The 17,836-nt window shown below is 71.2% G+C and carries 10 protein-coding genes; 6 read left to right on the forward strand and 4 right to left on the reverse strand.

Annotated features, from left to right (window positions below):
- Positions 1-34 precede the first annotated feature (34 nt).
- The 3 genes from JX283_RS04865 to JX283_RS04875 all read right to left on the reverse strand — a co-directional run bounded on the left by JX283_RS04865 (position 35) and on the right by JX283_RS04875 (position 3,998).
- Positions 35-2,467: a homocysteine S-methyltransferase family protein gene (locus JX283_RS04865; protein ID WP_204829581.1), complete on the reverse strand. Its 2,433-nt coding sequence runs from the start codon at positions 2,465-2,467 to the stop codon at positions 35-37.
- 32 nt (positions 2,468-2,499) lie between these two features.
- Positions 2,500-3,132 carry a vitamin B12 dependent-methionine synthase activation domain-containing protein gene (locus JX283_RS04870; RefSeq protein ID WP_204829582.1) on the reverse strand — a complete coding sequence of 211 codons (633 nt, stop codon included), beginning with the start codon at positions 3,130-3,132 and terminating at the stop codon, positions 2,500-2,502.
- Positions 3,129-3,998 (reverse strand): methylenetetrahydrofolate reductase, encoded by an 870-nt coding sequence (locus JX283_RS04875; RefSeq protein WP_204829583.1) that lies wholly within the window; start codon positions 3,996-3,998, stop codon positions 3,129-3,131. The genes JX283_RS04870 and JX283_RS04875 overlap by 4 nt, the downstream gene beginning before the upstream one ends.
- 189 nt (positions 3,999-4,187) lie before the next feature.
- Between JX283_RS04875 and JX283_RS04880 the strand changes: the two genes are divergently transcribed.
- Positions 4,188-4,637 (forward strand): hypothetical protein, encoded by a 450-nt coding sequence (locus JX283_RS04880; RefSeq protein ID WP_168354041.1) that lies wholly within the window; start codon positions 4,188-4,190, stop codon positions 4,635-4,637.
- Between the two features lie 416 nt (positions 4,638-5,053).
- Here the strand turns inward: JX283_RS04880 and JX283_RS04885 are convergent, their stop codons facing one another.
- Positions 5,054-5,995 carry an undecaprenyl-diphosphate phosphatase gene (locus JX283_RS04885; protein WP_204829584.1) on the reverse strand — a complete coding sequence of 314 codons (942 nt, stop codon included), beginning with the start codon at positions 5,993-5,995 and terminating at the stop codon, positions 5,054-5,056.
- A 217-nt stretch (positions 5,996-6,212) separates the two neighbouring features.
- Between JX283_RS04885 and JX283_RS04890 the strand changes: the two genes are divergently transcribed.
- The 5 genes from JX283_RS04890 (at position 6,213) to JX283_RS04910 (ending at position 15,465) form a co-directional block, all read left to right on the forward strand.
- Positions 6,213-6,662: a universal stress protein gene (locus tag JX283_RS04890; RefSeq protein WP_204829585.1), complete on the forward strand. Its 450-nt coding sequence runs from the start codon at positions 6,213-6,215 to the stop codon at positions 6,660-6,662.
- A gap of 392 nt (positions 6,663-7,054) precedes the next feature.
- Complete coding sequence (locus tag JX283_RS04895; RefSeq protein WP_204829586.1) at positions 7,055-9,259, forward strand: EamA family transporter; 2,205 nt, start codon at positions 7,055-7,057, stop codon at positions 9,257-9,259.
- Between the two features lie 132 nt (positions 9,260-9,391).
- Positions 9,392-12,277 (forward strand): insulinase family protein, encoded by a 2,886-nt coding sequence (locus JX283_RS04900; RefSeq protein ID WP_204829587.1) that lies wholly within the window; start codon positions 9,392-9,394, stop codon positions 12,275-12,277.
- A 21-nt stretch (positions 12,278-12,298) separates the two neighbouring features.
- Positions 12,299-13,651, forward strand: coding sequence for a 2-hydroxyacyl-CoA dehydratase subunit D (locus JX283_RS04905; RefSeq protein WP_204829588.1), 1,353 nt, complete (start codon positions 12,299-12,301; stop codon positions 13,649-13,651).
- Entirely contained in the window at positions 13,648-15,465 is a 1,818-nt protein-coding gene (locus tag JX283_RS04910) for an acyl-CoA dehydratase activase (RefSeq protein WP_204829589.1), read from the forward strand. Before JX283_RS04905 ends, JX283_RS04910 begins: the two co-directional genes overlap by 4 nt.
- The last annotated feature ends 2,371 nt before the right edge of the window (positions 15,466-17,836 follow it).

The raw sequence follows: 17,836 nt of genomic DNA on the forward strand, positions 1-17,836 counted from the left end.
GGTTCGGTGGGACGGCCTTCGATGGGGAGGGCCGCTACGCGTAGACCTCCGAGAGGATCCGCGCGCTCTCCGCCGCGTCCTTGGCGTAGGCGTCGGCGCCCACCATCTCGGCGTACTCGGGGTTGAGCACGGCGCCGCCCACGAAGACGAAGGTGCCCGGGGCCCTCTCGCGCAGGAGCTCGACGGTCTCGGCCATGGCCTTGACCGTGGTGGTCATGAGCGCCGAGAGGCCCACCACGCGGATGCCGGTCTCCTCCACGGCGGCGAGCACGGCCTCCGGGGGCACGTCGCGGCCCAGGTCAACGACGTCGTAGCCGTAGTTCTCCAGCAGCATCCTCACGATGTTCTTGCCGATGTCGTGGATGTCGCCCCTCACCGTGGCGAGAATCACGCCGCCCTTGCCGCCCGAGGAGCCCTCGGGCATGGCGGCCCTGATGACGTCGAAGCCCGCGCCGGCGGCCTCGGCCGAGGCCATGAGCTGCGGCAGGAACATGGTGCCCGCCTCGAAGCGCTCACCCACCTCGTCCAGCGCGGGGATGAGCACGGAGTCGATGAGGTCCAGGGCGTCGCGGCTCCCCAGCAGGCGGCGGACGACCTCTCCCATGGGGCCCTTTCGGCCCGAGAGGATCAGCTGCCGGGCCAGGTCCTCGTCGGTGGCGGGCGCCCCCTCCCCCGCCCCGCCGACAGCCGTGGCCGGCCCGGGCGCCGTGGCCGCCGCGGCGTCGGTGCGGCCGGCGCAGCCCTCGATGTAGGCCCGGGCGCCGCCGTCCTCGCCGTCGAGCACCCGGTGCACGGCCACGACGTCGGCGCTGCGGGTANNCAGCGGGTTCATGATCGGCATGGTGAGGCCTGCCGAGAGGGCCTCGGCCAGGAACGTCGCGTTCACGAGCGGCCGCAGGGGCAGGCCGAACGATATGTTGGAGACGCCGAGCATGGTCTGCACCGGCAGGGACGCGCGCACGAGGCGCAGGGCCTCGAGGATCTGGGCCACGCCACCCTGGTCGGTGGAGGCGGCCATGGCCAGGCAGTCTATGGAGACGTCCTCCGGGGCGATGCCGGCCTCCTCGGCCCGGGCCANGATGCGCCGCGCGATGGCCGCACGCTCCCCGGCCGTGGGCGGGATGCCGTCCTCGTCCAGCGTGAGGCCCACGACGGCGGCGCCGTGGCGGGCGGCCACGGGCAGCACGGCGGCCAGGGACTCCTCGGAGCCGTTGACGGNGTTGATGAGCGGCTTNCCGGCGTAGGCGCGACAGGCGGCGTCGAGGGCCGCCGGGTCGGTGGAGTCCACCTGCAGCGGCAGGTCGCAGGCTGCCTGCACGGCGCCCACGGCGGCGGCGAGCACGGCGGGCTCGTCCAGCTCGGGCAGGCCGCAGTTGACGTCGAGGAGGTCGGCGCCGGCGTCGCGCTGGTCGAGGGCCTCGGCCACCAGGTAGTCGNGGTCGCCGGCGCGCAGCGCCTCCTTGAGGCGGCGCTTGCCCGTGGGGTTGATCCGCTCGCCCACCACGGCCACCCGGTGCCCGCCCACCGGCAGCCCCACGAGCCGGCGGGCGCTCGCCACNGTGAAGGCCGGCACGTAGGCGGGCGCCGGCAGCTCGGCCCCGTCCAGGAGGCGCCGGAGCCCGGCGATGTGGCTGCCGGTGGTGCCGCAGCAGCCGCCCAGGACGGTGGCGCCGGCGGCCACGAGGTCGGCGGCGGCGGCCACGTACTCCTCGGGCCCCACGGAGAATACCGTGCGGTCCCCCTCCATGTGGGGCAGGCCGGCGTTGGCCTGGCACACCACGGGCACGCGCGACACCCGGGCCATGGCCTCCACCACAGGCACCAGGCGGTCGGGCCCCAGGGAGCAGTTGACACCCACCGCGGCGGCCCCGGCGGCGGACAGCGTGGCCGCGGCTACGTCGGGCGGCGTGCCCAGGAACGTGAGACCGTCCTCACCAAAGGTCATGGTCACGACCACCGGGATGTCCAGGACCTCGCGGCACACCCGGAGCGCGCACTTGGNNTCCAGGAGGTCGCCCATGGTCTCGATGACCACGAGGTCGGCGTCGGTGGCGGCCACGGCCTCGGCCTGCTCGCGGTAGAGCGCCTCGCACTCGTCCAGCGTCATGGGCCCCAGGGGCNCGAGCAGGGCGCCCGTGGGCCCCATGTCGGCCGCCACGTAGCGCGCGCCGGCGCCGCGGGCGAGGGCCACGGCCGCCGAGAAGACCTCGGCCACGGTGGCGCGCCCGGCCAGCTTGGCGGCGTTGGCGCCGAAGGTGCAGGCCGTGACCACGTCGGCGCCGGCCTCCACGTAGGCGCGGTGCACGCCGGCCACGAGGTCGGGGTCCGAGAGCACCAGCAGCTCGGGCACGGCGCCGGGGGCCATGCCCCGGGCCTGGAGCATGGTGCCCAGGCCGCCATCGAAGAGCAGGAAGGCCTCGCGGGCCAGGGCGGCGCCGAGCAGGTCGGCGGGCTTCTCGTCGGTCATGGGGTCACCCTCCTCGGTGGGCGCGTGGCGGGTCAGGCGGGCCCGATCCCCACCACGGCCGTCACGGACTTCATCGGCACCATNAGCAGGCTCTCGGTCAGCGTGACGCCCAGGCGCCGGCCTGCATCCAGGGCGTCGAGCAAGGCGGGCTGCACCGAGAGCGGCAGGTCCCCGTAGCCGGGGCTGTAGCGGCGCGTGGGCACGAGGCCCCGGGCCGCGGCCCAGGCGTCCACGGCGTCGTTGCAGGCGTCGGCGCCCTGCTCCACGAGGTCGATGGCGCAGGCGTCGTAGACGAGCGCCCCCACCGGGTCGCGGGAGGCGTCGCGGACGGCCACGGCGTCGGGTCCGGGCCCGCACGTCACGGCCAGGAGCGCCACGGCCCGGGCGTCCCCGAGCAGCACCTCCATGGAGCGGCCGGGCAGCACCAGGCCCGGGCCGCCCACGACGAACCCCTCGGGGCCCGGCGCCACGGGGTATGCGNGCCNCACCCAACGGGGGCGCACCTCGGCGGCGGCGCGGGCCATGACGGCCGAGAGGCGCCCCTCCAGCTCGGGGCCCAGCTCCTGCCCCCTGTGCCCCAAGTAGCGGAGCACCTCCGAGCNATCGGGCGAGAACGACCCCGCGCCCGCCAGGATGCCTGTGGCGGCGGCGCAGGCGGCGCTCATCGGCCCTCGCCGCGCGCGGCGGCGGCGCAGGCGGCGGCCACCCCGGGGCGGTTCATGGTGTAGACGTGCAGGCCGTCCACGCCGTGGGCCGCGAGGTCGGCCNGCTGGTCGCAGNCGTANTCCANGCCGGCCGCGCGCAGGGCCTCGGGGTCGTCCTCATAGCGGGCCAGGAGCTTGACCACGGCCGCGGGCATGCTGGCCGCGCACATGAAGACCATGCGGCTCACCTGNGACTTGGACATGAACGGCATGATGCCGAAGGAGACGGGCACCGTGACGCCCGCCTTGTCGCAGCGCTCGCGGAAGCGGCAGCAGGCCTCGTTGTCAAAGCAGAGCTGGGTGAGGAGGAAGCTCGCGCCGGCGTCCTGCTTGGCGCGGAGGTAGGCCACGTCCACCTCAGGGTCCAGGCACGAGATGTGCCCCTCGGGGTAGGCGGCCGCCNCCACGCAGAAGCCCTCATCCACCAGGAAGGGGATCATGTCGCTGGCGTGCTCGAAGTCCCCGGGCCCCACATCGGGCCGCGGGTCGCCGCGCAGGGCGAGCACGTTGCGGATGCCGGCGGCGCGCATCTGGGCGCACTTCTCGGCCAGAGCGGCGCGGGTGAGCCCCTGGCAGGTGAGGTGGGCCACCGTGGGGATGCCGTGGTCACGCTGGATCATGGAGGCGACCTCCACGGTGGGGCCGGCGTTGCCGGAGCCGCCGGCGGAGTAGGTCACCGAGACGAACGCGGGGTCGAGGGGCGCGAGGTCGGCGGCCAGGGAGCGGGCCTCCTCGGCGGAGAGCTCCCCCTTGGGCGGGAAGATCTCGAACGAGACGGGCTGCCTGAAATCGCGGAAGATCTGGGCTACGGTGCGGTCTGCGGTCATTGCGGCTCCTCCGGGCACGGCGGCGTTTTGCCTAGGGTAGGCCATGGGGGCCGGGGCCGGGACGGTTGCAACGAAGCCGAAAAGGGACGCGGGGCACACACCGGCTCCTCGCATTAGACTCGAGCACTTATAATAGGTCGGGTCACGCCATGGCATGCGAAGCTATGACCGACTACACGGTGATACGTCATGGCCAGTCAAATAACCAAACAACAAGGGGTCCTCCTGATCCTGATAGGGGGATCCATTGTTTTTATTCTGATAGCACTGGTATCAAGTGATCCTTCTGAAATAAGCCATCATACCGAAAGAAAATCAATGCCAGTTTTCGAAGACCACGGTCAAACACAGCGAACAGACCCACCCCCGGCGGACCCAGCCGACCAGAAGGGCCTGGTGACCGGCACCGCGGTGCGCACGCTTTACCTCGGGACGATTGCCGAGATCGACGACGATTCGCTGACCGTGACGACGGACGACGGAGACACGCTCACCTTCACCTTCTCCCCTCCCCGCAGCGCCACCGAATCGCCGGACGGCCAAGGGATGACCGTCGGCAGCCACGTCGCCATCTACTCATGGAACGACACCGACCCCCATGGCGCCTTGATCATCAGCTCGATTTACCTCGACCGGTAGGAAGGGTCGTCGATCCCGAGACCGTCAACCCCGGGTCCGTGCCGGGGCCGCCGCGAAGGGCCTNCGATGCGCGATGAAAACGCGAAAGCCCTCCAGTGCGCGATTTCATCGCCACGAACGGCCTCCAGTGCGCGATTCTCGGCCCGTTTCACGCACTCGAGGCCGCTCACGGCAGTTCGGCCGCGCATCGGGGGCCGTTCACGCCACCGTCGCGCACTCGATGCCGTTCGCAGCGTGCACGTCGCGCATCGGAGGCCGTTCGCGCCCCTGTCGCGCATCCACTGCCACTCGCGGCGCAACGGCCGCGCACTCGAGGCCGTTCGCGGCGCCCCTGTCGCGCATCCGCGCCCCCTCCCCACGAAGAAGGCCCCGCCGCGGGCGCATCCGCGACGGGGCCTCGCAACCGGAACGCTCCCCTACCTCACCACGAGGAAGTACAGGATGACCAGCGCGCCCAGGACGATGCGGTACCAGCCGAACGCCTGGAAGTCGTGCCTGCGCACGAAGTCCATGAGGANCCGGATGGCCAGGATCGACACCACGAAGGCCACGATGCAGCCCACGGCCAGCNCCGACCCCTCGGCGGCCGTGANGGCGTTGCCGGCCAGGAAGTACTTGGCCAGGCGCAACNCGGAGGCGCCGAACATCACGGGGATGGCCAGGTAGAACGTGAACTCGGCCGCCACGGTGCGGGTGCAGCCCAGAAGCAGGCCGCCGATGATGGTGGAGCNGGAGCGCGACGTGCCGGGCACGAGCGACAGGATCTGGAAGCAGCCGATGCCCACGGCCCGCCCCATGTCGAGCTCCTCGATGGTCTGCACGGGCTGGTCGGCGTCCGCGAGCTCGGCCTTGGTGGCCTGGGGCAGCACGGCCTCCTCCTGCACCTTGAGGTGCCTGGGATGGGGGGCGTCGGCAAGCTCCGCGGCCCGGGCCATGGCGCGGCCCTCGCGCACGTGCTCGATGGCGATGAAGGCCACACCGTAGACGATGAGGGCGGCGGCGATGACGAAGGGGCNGGAGAGGTGCTCCTCCATCCAGTCGTCCAGCGGGATGCCCACCACGGCCGCCGGGATGCAGGCCACCACGATCTTGGCCCAGAGCGACCACGTGCCGCGGCGCTCCTCGGGCGTCTTGGACGGGGCGAAGGGGTTCAGCTGCCGGAAGTACAGCACGCATACAGCCAGGATGGCCCCCAGCTGGAGGACCACGAGGAACATGTTCCAGAAGTCCTCGGAGACGTCCAGCGNCACAAACTGGTCGAGGAGCAGCATGTGCCCCGTGGAGGAGATGGGCNGCCACNCCGTGACCCCCTCCACCAGGCCGAACAGTGCCGCCTTGAGCAACTCGACGATGTCCACGCTCACTCCTTAACCATCGTTGGNGCCCACAGGCTCGTCCACGGGNAACCGGTTCCGGGCCTATCCATGATGGACCCTCGGTTGGCATGCACTAGCCTTTTNACCGTTTCTCTCAACGGCCCCGTGCGCAAGGGCTTTCAGGCAGCGTAGTATTTTGTCCGTCGGACGNGTCGCCAAGCGGCGCCATCGCNCGGCCACCGGGCCGATAAGGAGGGTCATGGTTTNGTACAAGGATATGGGCTACAAGCTGGTCTTCGTCTCGCTCGACGGCTCCGACCAGCAGGGGGTCGTGCTCGAGCGCGCCATCACCGTCGCCGTANACAACGGCGCCAGGCTCGTGGTGGGCCACGTGGTGGACACCTCGGCCCTCGAGGCCGCCGGCGAGCCCCATGACGGCTACGTCGAGAAGCGCACGGCCGCGTTCAAGGAGTCCGTGACGCCGGTGCTCGAGGAGGCCCAGGCCCACGGCGGGCTGGAGGAGTACGAGGTCGTGGTGGAGCTGGGCCGCGTGCGCGAGACCCTCAAGGACAAGATGCTCGACGCCGTGCACCCCGACATCGTGGTCTGCGGCGCCCGTGGGCTCTCCAACATCAAGTACGCGCTCCTCGGCTCCATCTCCACCTTCCTGGTGCGCGAGAGCGACTGCGACGTGCTCGTGGTCAAGTAGGTCCCGAGACGGGCCCCGGCCCGTCGCCGGCACGACCCCGCCGCTGCCCGAGAGGCCGCGATAACCGGGCCCCGGCGCCGCCCCTCCCGCGGGCGGCGCCGGGGCCCCATGCAAAAACGCGAGCACCGTTTGGTAGGGACCGGTGGAAGCGGGGCGCAAAAACGATGCCCCGTTTTTCCATCGTGCGGCATATCGTTTGATGTTTATGCAATTCCCGCCGGTTAAGGCATATGCGGAGTTCATGGACCTTTCTGGATGAGTGTATGGTTGCATAACCCGGGACACCCCCGGGCCCTGCGGGCGTCGCCCGCCCCGCGCCGGCCCGCACCTTGGGAGGCGCCCCTCGCCGGCCCTGCGCCGCGAGCCCCTGTCCCCAACCGGAGGAGTGTGGCATGGAGAGACCTTCGATCGCGTCGCGCCTTCTCGGCACGGCCCTCGCGCTGCTTCTTGCGGGCGCACTCGTGCCCTGCAGCGCCCTCGCCGACGCCGACGCCCCCGAGGCCGACCTTTCGGAGCTCCAGGAGCGCATCGAGTCGTCCGGCGCCGCGTTCGACGAGGCCACCGCCAAGGCCGCCGAGCTCGAGCAGCAGGCGGCGGAGAACCAGAAGCGCATCGACGAGGTCGAGGCACAGCTCCCCGGCCAGCGCGAGAAGGCCTCGGCCGCCATCAACGCCAGCTACAAGATGCACCAGGACAGCCCGGGCCTGCTCGGCCTCGTGCTCTCGTCCAACGACTTCAACGAGTTCCTCACCACCATCACCTACCTCAACGCCGTGGAGGACCACAACGTCGACCAGGTGCAGCGCCTGGCCGACCTCCAGGACGAGCTCGACCGCAACCAGAGCGAGCTCGAGCAGAAGCTCTCCGAGGCCGAGGAGCAGAAGGAGGAGGCCGAGACCGCGCTCCAGGAGGCCAAGGCNGCCCGCGAGGAGGCCCAGAGCCAGGCCGAGGAGAAGGCCCGCCGCGAGGCCGAGGAGGCTGCCGCCGCCGTGGCCGCCGCCCAGGCCCAGGCCGGCCAGGAGGCCCAGCTCGCCGCCCCCTCCCAGGCCACGCCCAGCTCCGTCGACTGGAGCCAGGACAAGCAGGCCTTCGTGGGCCACTGGGCCCCGCGCATCGACGCTTACCTCGCAGGCTCGCCCCTCGGCGGCCAGGGCAAGACCTTCGCCGACGCCGCCTGGGACTACGGCGTGGACCCGCGCTGGTCGCCCGCCATCTCCAACACGGAGAGCTCCAAGGGCCTCTACTGCTTCAAGCCCCACAACGCCTGGGGCTGGGGCAGCTCCAGCTGGGGCAGCTGGGAGGAGGCCATCCGCGACCACGTGGCCGGCCTCGCCCGCATCTACGGCCCCACCATCTCCATGGAGGCCGCCCGCAAGTACTGCCCGCCCAACGCGGACCACTGGTACATCGCCACNCTGGCCGAGATGGAGCGCANNNAGCGCCCGGNGGGCCGCCCTGCGGCGCACACCACCGGCATCCGAGGCCGGCACCCCCACCGGGTGCCNGCCTTTTTCCTCGCCGCGGTGGCGGCGCGCGGGGCACCCCCACCGTTTCTTCAGGGACCACGCCGGGGGTACAATCGCTCCTTGCGTAACCAGACCGAAACCGAAGNGGGACCTGTGGCCCGAGACACCCAGCCCGCACTCGCAGAGAACGGCGACGAGGTCCGGGCCGTCCCGGGCGAGCCCCTCGGCGAGACGGGTCCGGACGCGCCCTCCCCGCGCTCCGTCGCGGCCACGGGCGTGGCCTGCACCCTCGTGGGTGGCATGCTCTGGGGCCTCTCGGGCACCTGCTCCAAGATCCTCATGGGCGCCTGGGGCATCGAGCCCCTCTGGCTCGTCTGCGTGCGCCAGGTGCTCGCCGGCGTGCTGCTCCTGGCCATGGCCCTCGTACGCAACCCCCGCGTGGTGAGCGACCTCGCGCGCCGCCGCCGCGACGTGCTCCAGCTCCTGGCCTCGGCCCTCCTGGGGATGTTCCTCAACTCCTGCTGCTACCTCTACGCCGTGGACCTCACGGACTCCGGCACGGCCACCATCCTGCAGTCGCTCTCCATCCCCATGGTGCTGGTCTACGTGTGCCTGCGCACCCGCCGCGCGCCGCGCCGCCGGGAGCTCGCCGGCCTCGTCCTGGCCCTGGCCGGCGTGTACCTCGTGGCCACCCACGGCGACCTCGGGGCGCTCCACATCTCGCCCGCCGGCCTGGCGTTCGGCATCGGCTGCGCCACGGGCGCGGCCGTCGTGGCCGTGCTGTCCCGCCGCCTCCTGGCCGAGTACGGCTCCATGGCCATCGTGGGCATGGAGATGGTGATCGTGGGCGGCTCGCTGTGCGTCGCCGTGCGGCCCTGGGAGAGCATGCCCGCCTTCGACGCGGGCGGCTGGGGCCTCCTCGCCTTCACCGTGGTGGCCGGCACGGTCCTCGCCTACGGCCTGTTCTTCCAGGGCGTCAAGAACCTCGGTGCCTACAAGGCCAACCTCCTCGGCACCGTCGAGNNGGTCACGGCCACCGTGGCCAGCGTGCTGCTCACCGGCACGGCCTTCGTCCCGGCGGAGCTCGCGGGCTTCGCGGCCATCCTCGTCATGGTGTTCCTCACCAGCTGAACAGGCACATCACCGGCCGCCCCTCGCTCGGGGGCGCACCCCGTAGGGCTATAGTNTCCTAGATACCGCGAACCCCGAGGAGGACCCANGGACCCCAAGACCGCACACGCAGACGAGCTCGCCCCGGGCGAGGTGCACGCCGGCTTCGAGGTCGTGAGCGCCGAGGAGGTGCCCGAGGTCGACGGCTGGGCCTACGTCCTCACCCACCGCGCCACCGGGGCCCGGCTCCTGTGGCTCGCCANCGCGGACGAGAACCGCGCCTTCTCCATCGCCTTCAAGACGCCGCCCGCGGACGACACGGGCGTCTTCCACATCCTCGAGCACTCCGTACTCGACGGCTCGGCCAAGTACCCGGTGAAGGAGCCCTTCGTCAACCTGCTCAAGAGCTCCATGCAGACGTTCCTCAACGCCATGACCTTCCCGGACAAGACCATGTACCCGGTGGCCTCCACCAACGTGGCAGACCTCGAGAACCTCATGGACGTCTACCTGGACGCCGTGCTCGACCCCAACATCTACCGCCGCCCCCGCATCTTCGAGCAGGAGGGCTGGCACTACGAGCTGGAGTCGCCCGACGCGCCGCTCACCATCAACGGCGTCGTGTTCAACGAGATGAAGGGCGCGCTNTCGGACCCCGAGGACGTGCTGTTCATGGAGCTCAAGCGCCAGCTCTTCCCCGACACCTGCTACCGCCACGAGTCGGGCGGCAACCCCGAGGCCATCCCCGACCTCTGCTACGAGGAGTNCGTGGACGCCCACCGGCGCCACTACCGCCTCGACAACTCCCACACCGTGCTCTACGGCGACATCGACATCGACCGTGAGCTCGCCTTCCTCGACGAGCGCTTCTCGGCCGCCGAGGTGCGCGGCGAGGAGGGCCCCAACGAGCTCGCGATGCAAGGGCCCGTGTCGCCCGCGCCCCTCGAGGTGCCGCTGGCCACCGCNCCCGACAACCGCTGNGTGGGCCTGGGCTACGTGATCGGCACATGGGCCGACCGCGAGCGCGTGCTGGCCGCCGACATCCTGCTCGACACCCTCATGGGCTCCAACGAGGCCCCGCTCATGCGCCGCATCATCGACGCCGACCTGGGCGACGACGCCTGCGCGTTCGTGGTGGACGGCATGGCACAGCCCATGGTCGTCTTCGAGCTCAAGGGCGCCAAGCCCGGCGTCGCCGAGAAGTTCCGCGCCCTCGTGGAGGGTGCCTGCGCCGAGCTGGCCGACGCCGGGGTGCCCTGCGACCGCCTCCAGGCCTCCCTGGCCCAGGCAGAGTTCAACCTGCGCGAGGGCGACTTCGGCTACCCGGACGGCGTGGCCCTGGCCGTGTGCGCCATGGGCAGCTGGCTCTACGACGAGGACGACCCGCTCTCCTANGTGCGCTACGAGGACGCCTGCCGCGACCTCGGCGACTCCATGGGCCTCGGCATCTTCGACCGCCTGCTGCGCGAGGCCGTGGTGGAGAACCCCCACAGCGCCCTCGTGTGCGTGGAGCCCCAGGAGGGCACCGGCACGGCCCGCGAGGCCGAGNACCTGGCCCGCATCAAGGAGGCCATGGACACCGCGTGGCTCGAGGACGTCATGGAGGAGGCCCGGGCCCTGAAGGAGGAGCAGCAGCGCCCCGACGACCCCGCCGACGTCGCCAAGCTGCCCCACCTCACGCTGGCGGACATCGCCGAGGCCCCGGCGCCCGTGACCTCCCGCGAGGTCGAGGCGCCCTACCCCTGCCATGTGTACGACCTCGANACGCACCGCATCGNCTACACCTACGCGTACTTCGACCTCGAGCGCCTCGCGTGGCCCGAGCTCCCCTACGCCCAGGTGCTCGCCTGCCTGCTCGGCAAGCTCGACACCCGGCGCCACACGGCGGCCGAGCTCGACTGCCTGCTCGAGTCGACCCTGGGCGACTTCTCCACCTTCATCGAGACCTACGGCGACGCCGACGACCCCCTGGGCGTGGCGCGACCCAGGTTCGTGGTGGGCGCGGCCTCCCTCTCCGAGAAGGTNGACGGCCTCGCGAGCCTGCCCATGGAGGTGTGCCTCGAGACGCTCTTCGAGGACACCGAGCGCATCCGCGCCATCCTCACCCAGCGCCGTGTGGCCATGGAGCAGGGCTTCATCGGCTCNGGCCACAGCGCCGCNCTCGCCCGCTNCNGCAGCTACTACTCCCGCGGGGCCCTCGTGGCCGACGCCGTCTCGGGCATCGGCTTCTACCGGTTCCTCGTGTCGCTGCTCGACTCCTTCGACCGCCGCGCCGCGTCGCTCTGCGAGGTGCTCCGCAACCTCCAGGGCCGCATCTTCAAGGGCGACGGCCTGGAGACCTCGTTCGCCGGCGCCCCGGGCGACGTGGAGCGCTACTGGGAGGCGGCGGGCGACCTCGGCCTTATGAACGACGGCCATGCCACCAAGACCCAGCTGGAGGTCCCCGAGCCCGAGCCCGCCCGCGAGGCGTTCACCATCCCTGCCAACGTGTGCTTCGTGGGCCGCGCCGCCGCCGGCCTCACGCTGCCCCGGGACCCGGTTGCCTATAACGGCTCCTGGCTCATCGCGTCCCGGGCCCTTAGTTATGGGTACCTCTGGAACGAGGTGCGTGTCCTGGGCGGCGCCTACGGGGCCGGCTTCAGCGGGACGCCGGCCTCGGTGATGGGGTTCTACTCCTACCGCGACCCTGCGGTGGACCCGACCCTCGCCGCATATGCCGGCGCGGGCGCGTGGCTTTCCGGGTGGGACCCCGCCGCCTCCGACCTGGAGGGCTTCGTCATCTCCACGGTGGCGGGNCTCGACGCGCCGGTGAAGCCCCGTGCCGCCATGCGGCGCGAGGACAAGCTGCGCATCTCGGGCCGCGGGCCCGCGTGGCGCGCCCAGGTCAGGCAGGAGGTGCTCGACTCGTCGGTCGACACGGTGCGCGCCCTCGGCGCCGCCGTGGCCCAGGTGGGCGAGACGGGCGGCGTCTGCGTCATCGGAGGCGCGGACATCATAGCGGCATCCACGGCCGAGCTCGAGGTCTCGNGCCTCGTCTGAGGCNGCGTACCAAGGAGGACCATGGCTCAAACCACCAAGAGCGACGACCAGAAGCTCGGGATCAAGATCCTGGACGCCTGGGCCGCCGCCATCGACGACGTCATGGAGGAGCGGCCCGACATCACCGGGTTCTGGCTCCTCAAGGCGTTCCAGGTCAAGCGCGCCCAGACGCGCTTCCTGCCCGACCGCTGGGCCCCCAGGTCCTCGCGCATGGCCGCACGCCATGCGCTGGACTCGGTGACCTGCGCCCTCGAGCACCCCGACCNCGNGGTGNTCACCTCGNTCTTCATGCCCAACGAGATCTTCCAGTGCCTGGGCCTCCACCCCCTCATCGCCGAGGCGGCCGCGAACTTCGTGGCGGGGGCCCACGCCGAGAGCGCGTTCATCGAGAGTGCCGAGAAGAGCGGCATCCCCGAGACCTACTGTTCCTTCCACAAGGTACTGCTCGGCGGCGCCCTCGCCGGCGTGCTGGCGCCCCCGCTCCTCATCGCCAACTGCTCGGTGGCCTGCGACGCCAACAACCTGTCGTTTCGGCTCCTTGCGGACCGCTACGGCTGTCCCCAGAGCTACATCGACGTGCCGGCCGAGTACACCGAGGAGGGCTGCGCCTACGTGGCCGACCAGCTCCGCGACCTCGAGGCCCGGCTCTGCGAGGTCTACGGCGGATCGGTGGACGGCGACGAGCTCCGCGCCCGCGTGGCCCGCTCCCAGCGCACGCTCGACACCCTCGTGGGCACGCTCCCGCTCCGCCGCGGGCGGTTCGTCCGCAACAACATGGGCCTCGAGATGCAGTACGCCCTCGTGCTCCACACCATGCTGGGCACCGAGGTGGCCGAGGACATGGTGGACGCCCTGGCGGCCGACCTCGCGGCGGCCGAGCCCTACGACGGCATCGACCTCGTGTGGAGCGCCACGGCGCCGTTCTTCTCGGTGCCGCTCCAAAAGCTGATCGACGTGAACACCGACCAGCAGGTCATCGCCAGCGACATGTGCTTCGACCAGCCCAGCCTCGACGGCTGGCACCACGACGGCGCCCGCGAGCCCTACCTGGCCATGGCCGAGCGCCTCATCCGCAACTCCTACAACGGCCCGGCGTCGCGCCGCGTGGAGCGCATGCGCGAGCTCTGCGAGCGCACCGGGGCCGACGGCGCCGTGGTGTTCTGCCACTGGGGCTGCAAGGAGACCATGGGCTGCTCCCAGCTCATGCGCCGCACCCTGGAGGCCGACGGCTACCCGTGCCTGTCCCTGGACGGCGACGGCTGCAACCGCGGCAACTTCCCCGGCGGCCAGGCCGCCACGCGTCTGGGGGCGTTCCTCGAGATGCTCCACAAGCGCCGGGACCACGGCACGCCCGCGAGAGGGACGGTGGCGTGAGCCCGCGCCGCGCGGCCGTGCCGCGCCCCACGCCGGTGGACACCCCGGGCGCCCGTGACGAGGCCCCCGAGTCGGTGCGCACGCGCGCCCTCGACCGGGCGCCCGTGGTCCACTACGCCTGCAAGTACGCCCCGGTGGAGCTGCTCGCCGGCTACGGGGCCGCCTGCGAGCCGGTGACCTACGAGGCCGACAGCTTCGAGGAGGCCGACCGCCTCGCCCACCCCAACCTGTGCGGGTTCGGCAAGTCGCTCATCTCCTACGCCCTGCGCGACGACGTCCGCGCCCTCGTGCTCACAAGCTGCTGCGACGTCATGCGCCGCATCTACGACGTGCTCGAGGCCGAGCAGTGCCTGGACTTCCTGTTCCTCGTGGACCTGCCGCACCTCACGGGCCCGGCCGAGCGGCACCGCCTGGAGGCGGAGCTCCGCCGGCTGGCGTCGGCCTGGGAGGGCTTCACGGGCGCGAGCTTCGACGTGGGTCGCGCCCTCGCGTCGTTCGAGCCGCCGGTGGCGCGCCAGGACGCCCGCGTGACCCTGCTGGGCGCCCACGGGCCCGACTCGCTCCTCGAGGCGGCCGCAGAGGCCTTCGACGTGCCGGTGGAGAACCTCACNTGCACCGGCGGCCGCCGTGTGGCCTCTCCCCCGGCCCGCCTGGGCCGCGTGCCCCAGCAGCGCCCGTGCCACGAGGCCTGCGACGCCCAGGCGCCCGGCCCCGACCCCATGGACTCCTTCGTGCAGTGGTACGCCGGTGCCCTGCTCGACCAGGTGCCGTGCCTGCGCATGGCCGACGTCGAGCGGCGCTCCGAGCAGATCGGCACCGCGGGACAGCGCGGCATCGTGTACCACACGATGAAGTTCTGCGACTACTACGGCTTCGAGTACCTGTCCGTCTCGGCCGACTCCCCCGTCCCCATGCTCAAGGTGGAGACGGACGGCACGCGTCAGAGCGCNGGCCAGCTCAGCACCAGGCTCAAGGCCTTCGACGNNACGTTGGTGGGTATGACAGACCAGATGAGGTTCTCGGCCGGCAACGGCCCCGTGTACGTGATGGGCGTGGACTCCGGGTCCACCTCGACCGACGCCGTGGTGGTGGACGGCGAGGGCACCGTGGTGGCCAGCGTCATCCTGCCCACCGGCTCCAAGGCCACCGAGAGCGCCCGCAAGGCCATCGATCAGGTGCTCGAGAAGGCCGGCATCTCCCGCGACCAGGNGACGCTCGCCGTGGCCACGGGCTACGGCCGCGACTCCATCCCCGACATGGACACCTCCATCACCGAGATCACCTGCCATGCCCGGGGCGCCCATGCCCTGGCCCCCGAGGCCATGACCATCGTGGACATCGGTGGCCAGCACTCCAAGGTCATCAAGCTCGACCGTGACGGCGGCGTGGTGAACTTCGTCATGAACGACAAGTGCGCCGCCGGCACGGGCCGGTTCCTCGAGATGATGGCCCGCACCATGGAGCTGCCCCTCGACGAGTTCTGCCGCCAGGGCCTCGAGTGGAAGAAGGACGTGAAGATCAGCTCCATGTGCACCGTGTTCGCCGAGAGCGAGGTGGTCTCCCTCGTGGCCGACGACACGCCGGTGCCCGACATCATCCACGGCCTCGACCAGTCGGTCGCCAGCAAGATCCNCAGCNTGGCCAAGCGGNTGAAGGCAGAGCCGCCCTACCTCATGACCGGCGGCGTCGCCAACAACGAGGGCGTTGTGGCCGCCATCGGCGAGGCCCTGGGGGCGCCGGTGACCACGAGCGAGGACTCCCAGCTCTGCGGCGCCCTGGGTGCGGCCCTGCTGGGCCTGGAGGCCCTGGACTGAGCCGCCACCGGCGCGCGTGACAGCGGTGCCTGGCCCATCTGTCACTTCGCCTATTGAACAGTCGATCAAAGGGGTCGAGGGGCCGCACGCCTCCTGACCCCTTTCCATGCCGCGGCGACACGGACGACGCGCCACNGTGGCGCGCTTATCGGCCCCAATGGCTTCTCGACCGAGTCACGGCGACGCGGCGGGCTCGTCACTCATGCCAGAGGGAGCGGCAGGACGGCCGGTTATGGCGGGTGCCTCGGCCGGACATGACGCGCCACAGGGGACACCGGATGCATACCGAGGGTTAGAGGGCAGAAAAAAGACGATAATCCTTAAAATGGGGAGCGACCGAATTTCAGCGGGTCATGGGAGTACCGATCGCGGAGGCCGTGGCGCCAAAGGCGGGCGATCACCCGCGAGCGCAGCGACGTCAGGCGCGCCAGAAACGGGTGACGCCGACGCNTCGAACTCCACTCCGAACGGTAACGACCCATGGCNCCCCCAATCTCTTTCAGACTCTTTCTAACAAATAATCGCAGATGATGCATCGATGGTTGTCGAGGTCTTTACCACAGGTGGCGGTTTTTCATCCACAAGACACCCCGAGGGTGCATAAAAGAAGCCCCGGCGCACCAGAGGGCACACCGGGGCCTGAAAAACCATCCAGCTACAACCGCTCCCGGGGCACCGGCCGACGGCACGACGCCCAAAAGAGCAGGGAGCCCACGACCGCAAAGACCGCCGCAACGACGAGGCTGGCCATGGCGGCCCCTCCGTCGGGCCACCCCAGAAGCAAGGGACCGGCGACCACAAGGCCCGCCATGATGATGCAGGCCACCGTCGACACCACCACCGAGACCGTGATGGGCAGGCCCCGTTTGGCCAGGGCCGCAGGGCTCGTCCACTGGAAGTCGGGCCTGCGGCCGTCGAGGAACAGGCCGATGTTAGCCGTGAGCCAGAACGTGGCGCAGGGGACCGCCAGGCTGAGGACCGAGGCGGTCCAAGGGAGCCCCGCCACGGCCACGAGCACGGCCGACACCGCCGAGGCACCCAGGCATGCGACGGCCCACGGGACCACCTTGGACGCCATGAGAACGGGCACCGGCACGGGCAGCGTCTCCATGATCCACGAGCAGNGCCCCTCGAGGGAGACCGANACCGCCGNCACCGGCGCCATGGAGGCGCAGAACGCAAGGGCCCACGGCACAGCCGCCGCCATGACAGGCCCCATCTCGCCATGGAAGGAGGCGGGGATGTCGAGGGCGCCCATGACGCCCTCGAGGCCCACCGCGGCCACGGCCCCGGCCAGCACCACCATCAGCAGGAGGCCGAGCAGGTCGTTGACCACCACCGACGTGGTGTCGAAGACCTGGCCCACCTCCTTGCGGCAGAGGGCGGCGAAGGCGCTCCGGGCAGCCCCAACCCGGGCGGCCCTCCGCGGGCCGGACACGGAGGCGAGGNCTGCNATGGTGCGANGGTAGGTGCGGGCCACCACCTCGAGACAGAGGGCCCCCACGGCCACACAGACCGCGCAGAATAGCACGAGGGGCACCACCCCCGCCGCCTCCGGGGACACCCACGCGGAGCGGAGCAGGGCGGCCGGGGGCCACGCGGCGCAGATGCCGTCCGTAGCAGCGGCCAGGACCCCGGCCACGGCCTGGACCTCACCCTCCCCCGAGATGGAGGGGGACGACCCCACCAGAGCGAAGTAGGCCACCATGAACACCAGGGCGAGCGCCACCATGAATACGGTGTAGACCGCCTTGGCGTGGGTCAGACGGGCCGTGGCCATGGTCACGGCGGCGGCCACGAGCACCGCCACCCCCGTGCCGGGCAGGGAGGCAAGGGCCACGCAGGCCACGAGGGCCAGCACCTTTACCGCCGTGGGGCCCACCCCGAAAGAGGCACCCAAGGCCATGGCGGCGATGCCCATGGGCAGGGCCACGAGGGCGGTCATGGCCACGTTGGCCAGGACCAGGGAGGCGGTCCGCGCGGCCACCTGGACGCGCTCGGGAATGGGCCAGCTCAGCATGAGGCCGTAGTCGCCGGCCTCATAGAGCAGGCCCGAGGCCTTGTAGAGGGTGAAGGCCACGCCCGCCACGGTGCCCACCGCCACGCAGAAGACGGGCACCGCCCCGTCCGCGCCCATGATCTCCAGGCCCATGCCCAGAAACGCCGAGTAGGTGGCCAGCAGCACGGCCAGCACCCCGTAGGCCAGGCCCACGAGCACCCTGACGCCGCAGCCCCGGTCCTGCCGGGAGACGGATGAGACGAGGCAGCGGAGCTGCACCGACACCACCCGGGCAAACAGCCTCATCGCCCCTCCCCCGCGCCGTCGGCCATGACGTCCATGAAGACGTCCTCGAGGGTCTCGTCGCCCATC

The organism is Olsenella sp. CU969, assembly GCF_905219715.1.
Lineage (GTDB): Bacteria > Actinomycetota > Coriobacteriia > Coriobacteriales > Atopobiaceae > Granulimonas > Granulimonas faecalis.

Coding starts and splice junctions, on each gene's coding strand:
- JX283_RS04880 (WP_168354041.1), top strand. CDS start 4,188: ATGGCCAGTCAAATAACCAAACAACAAGGGGTCCTCCTGATCCTGATA.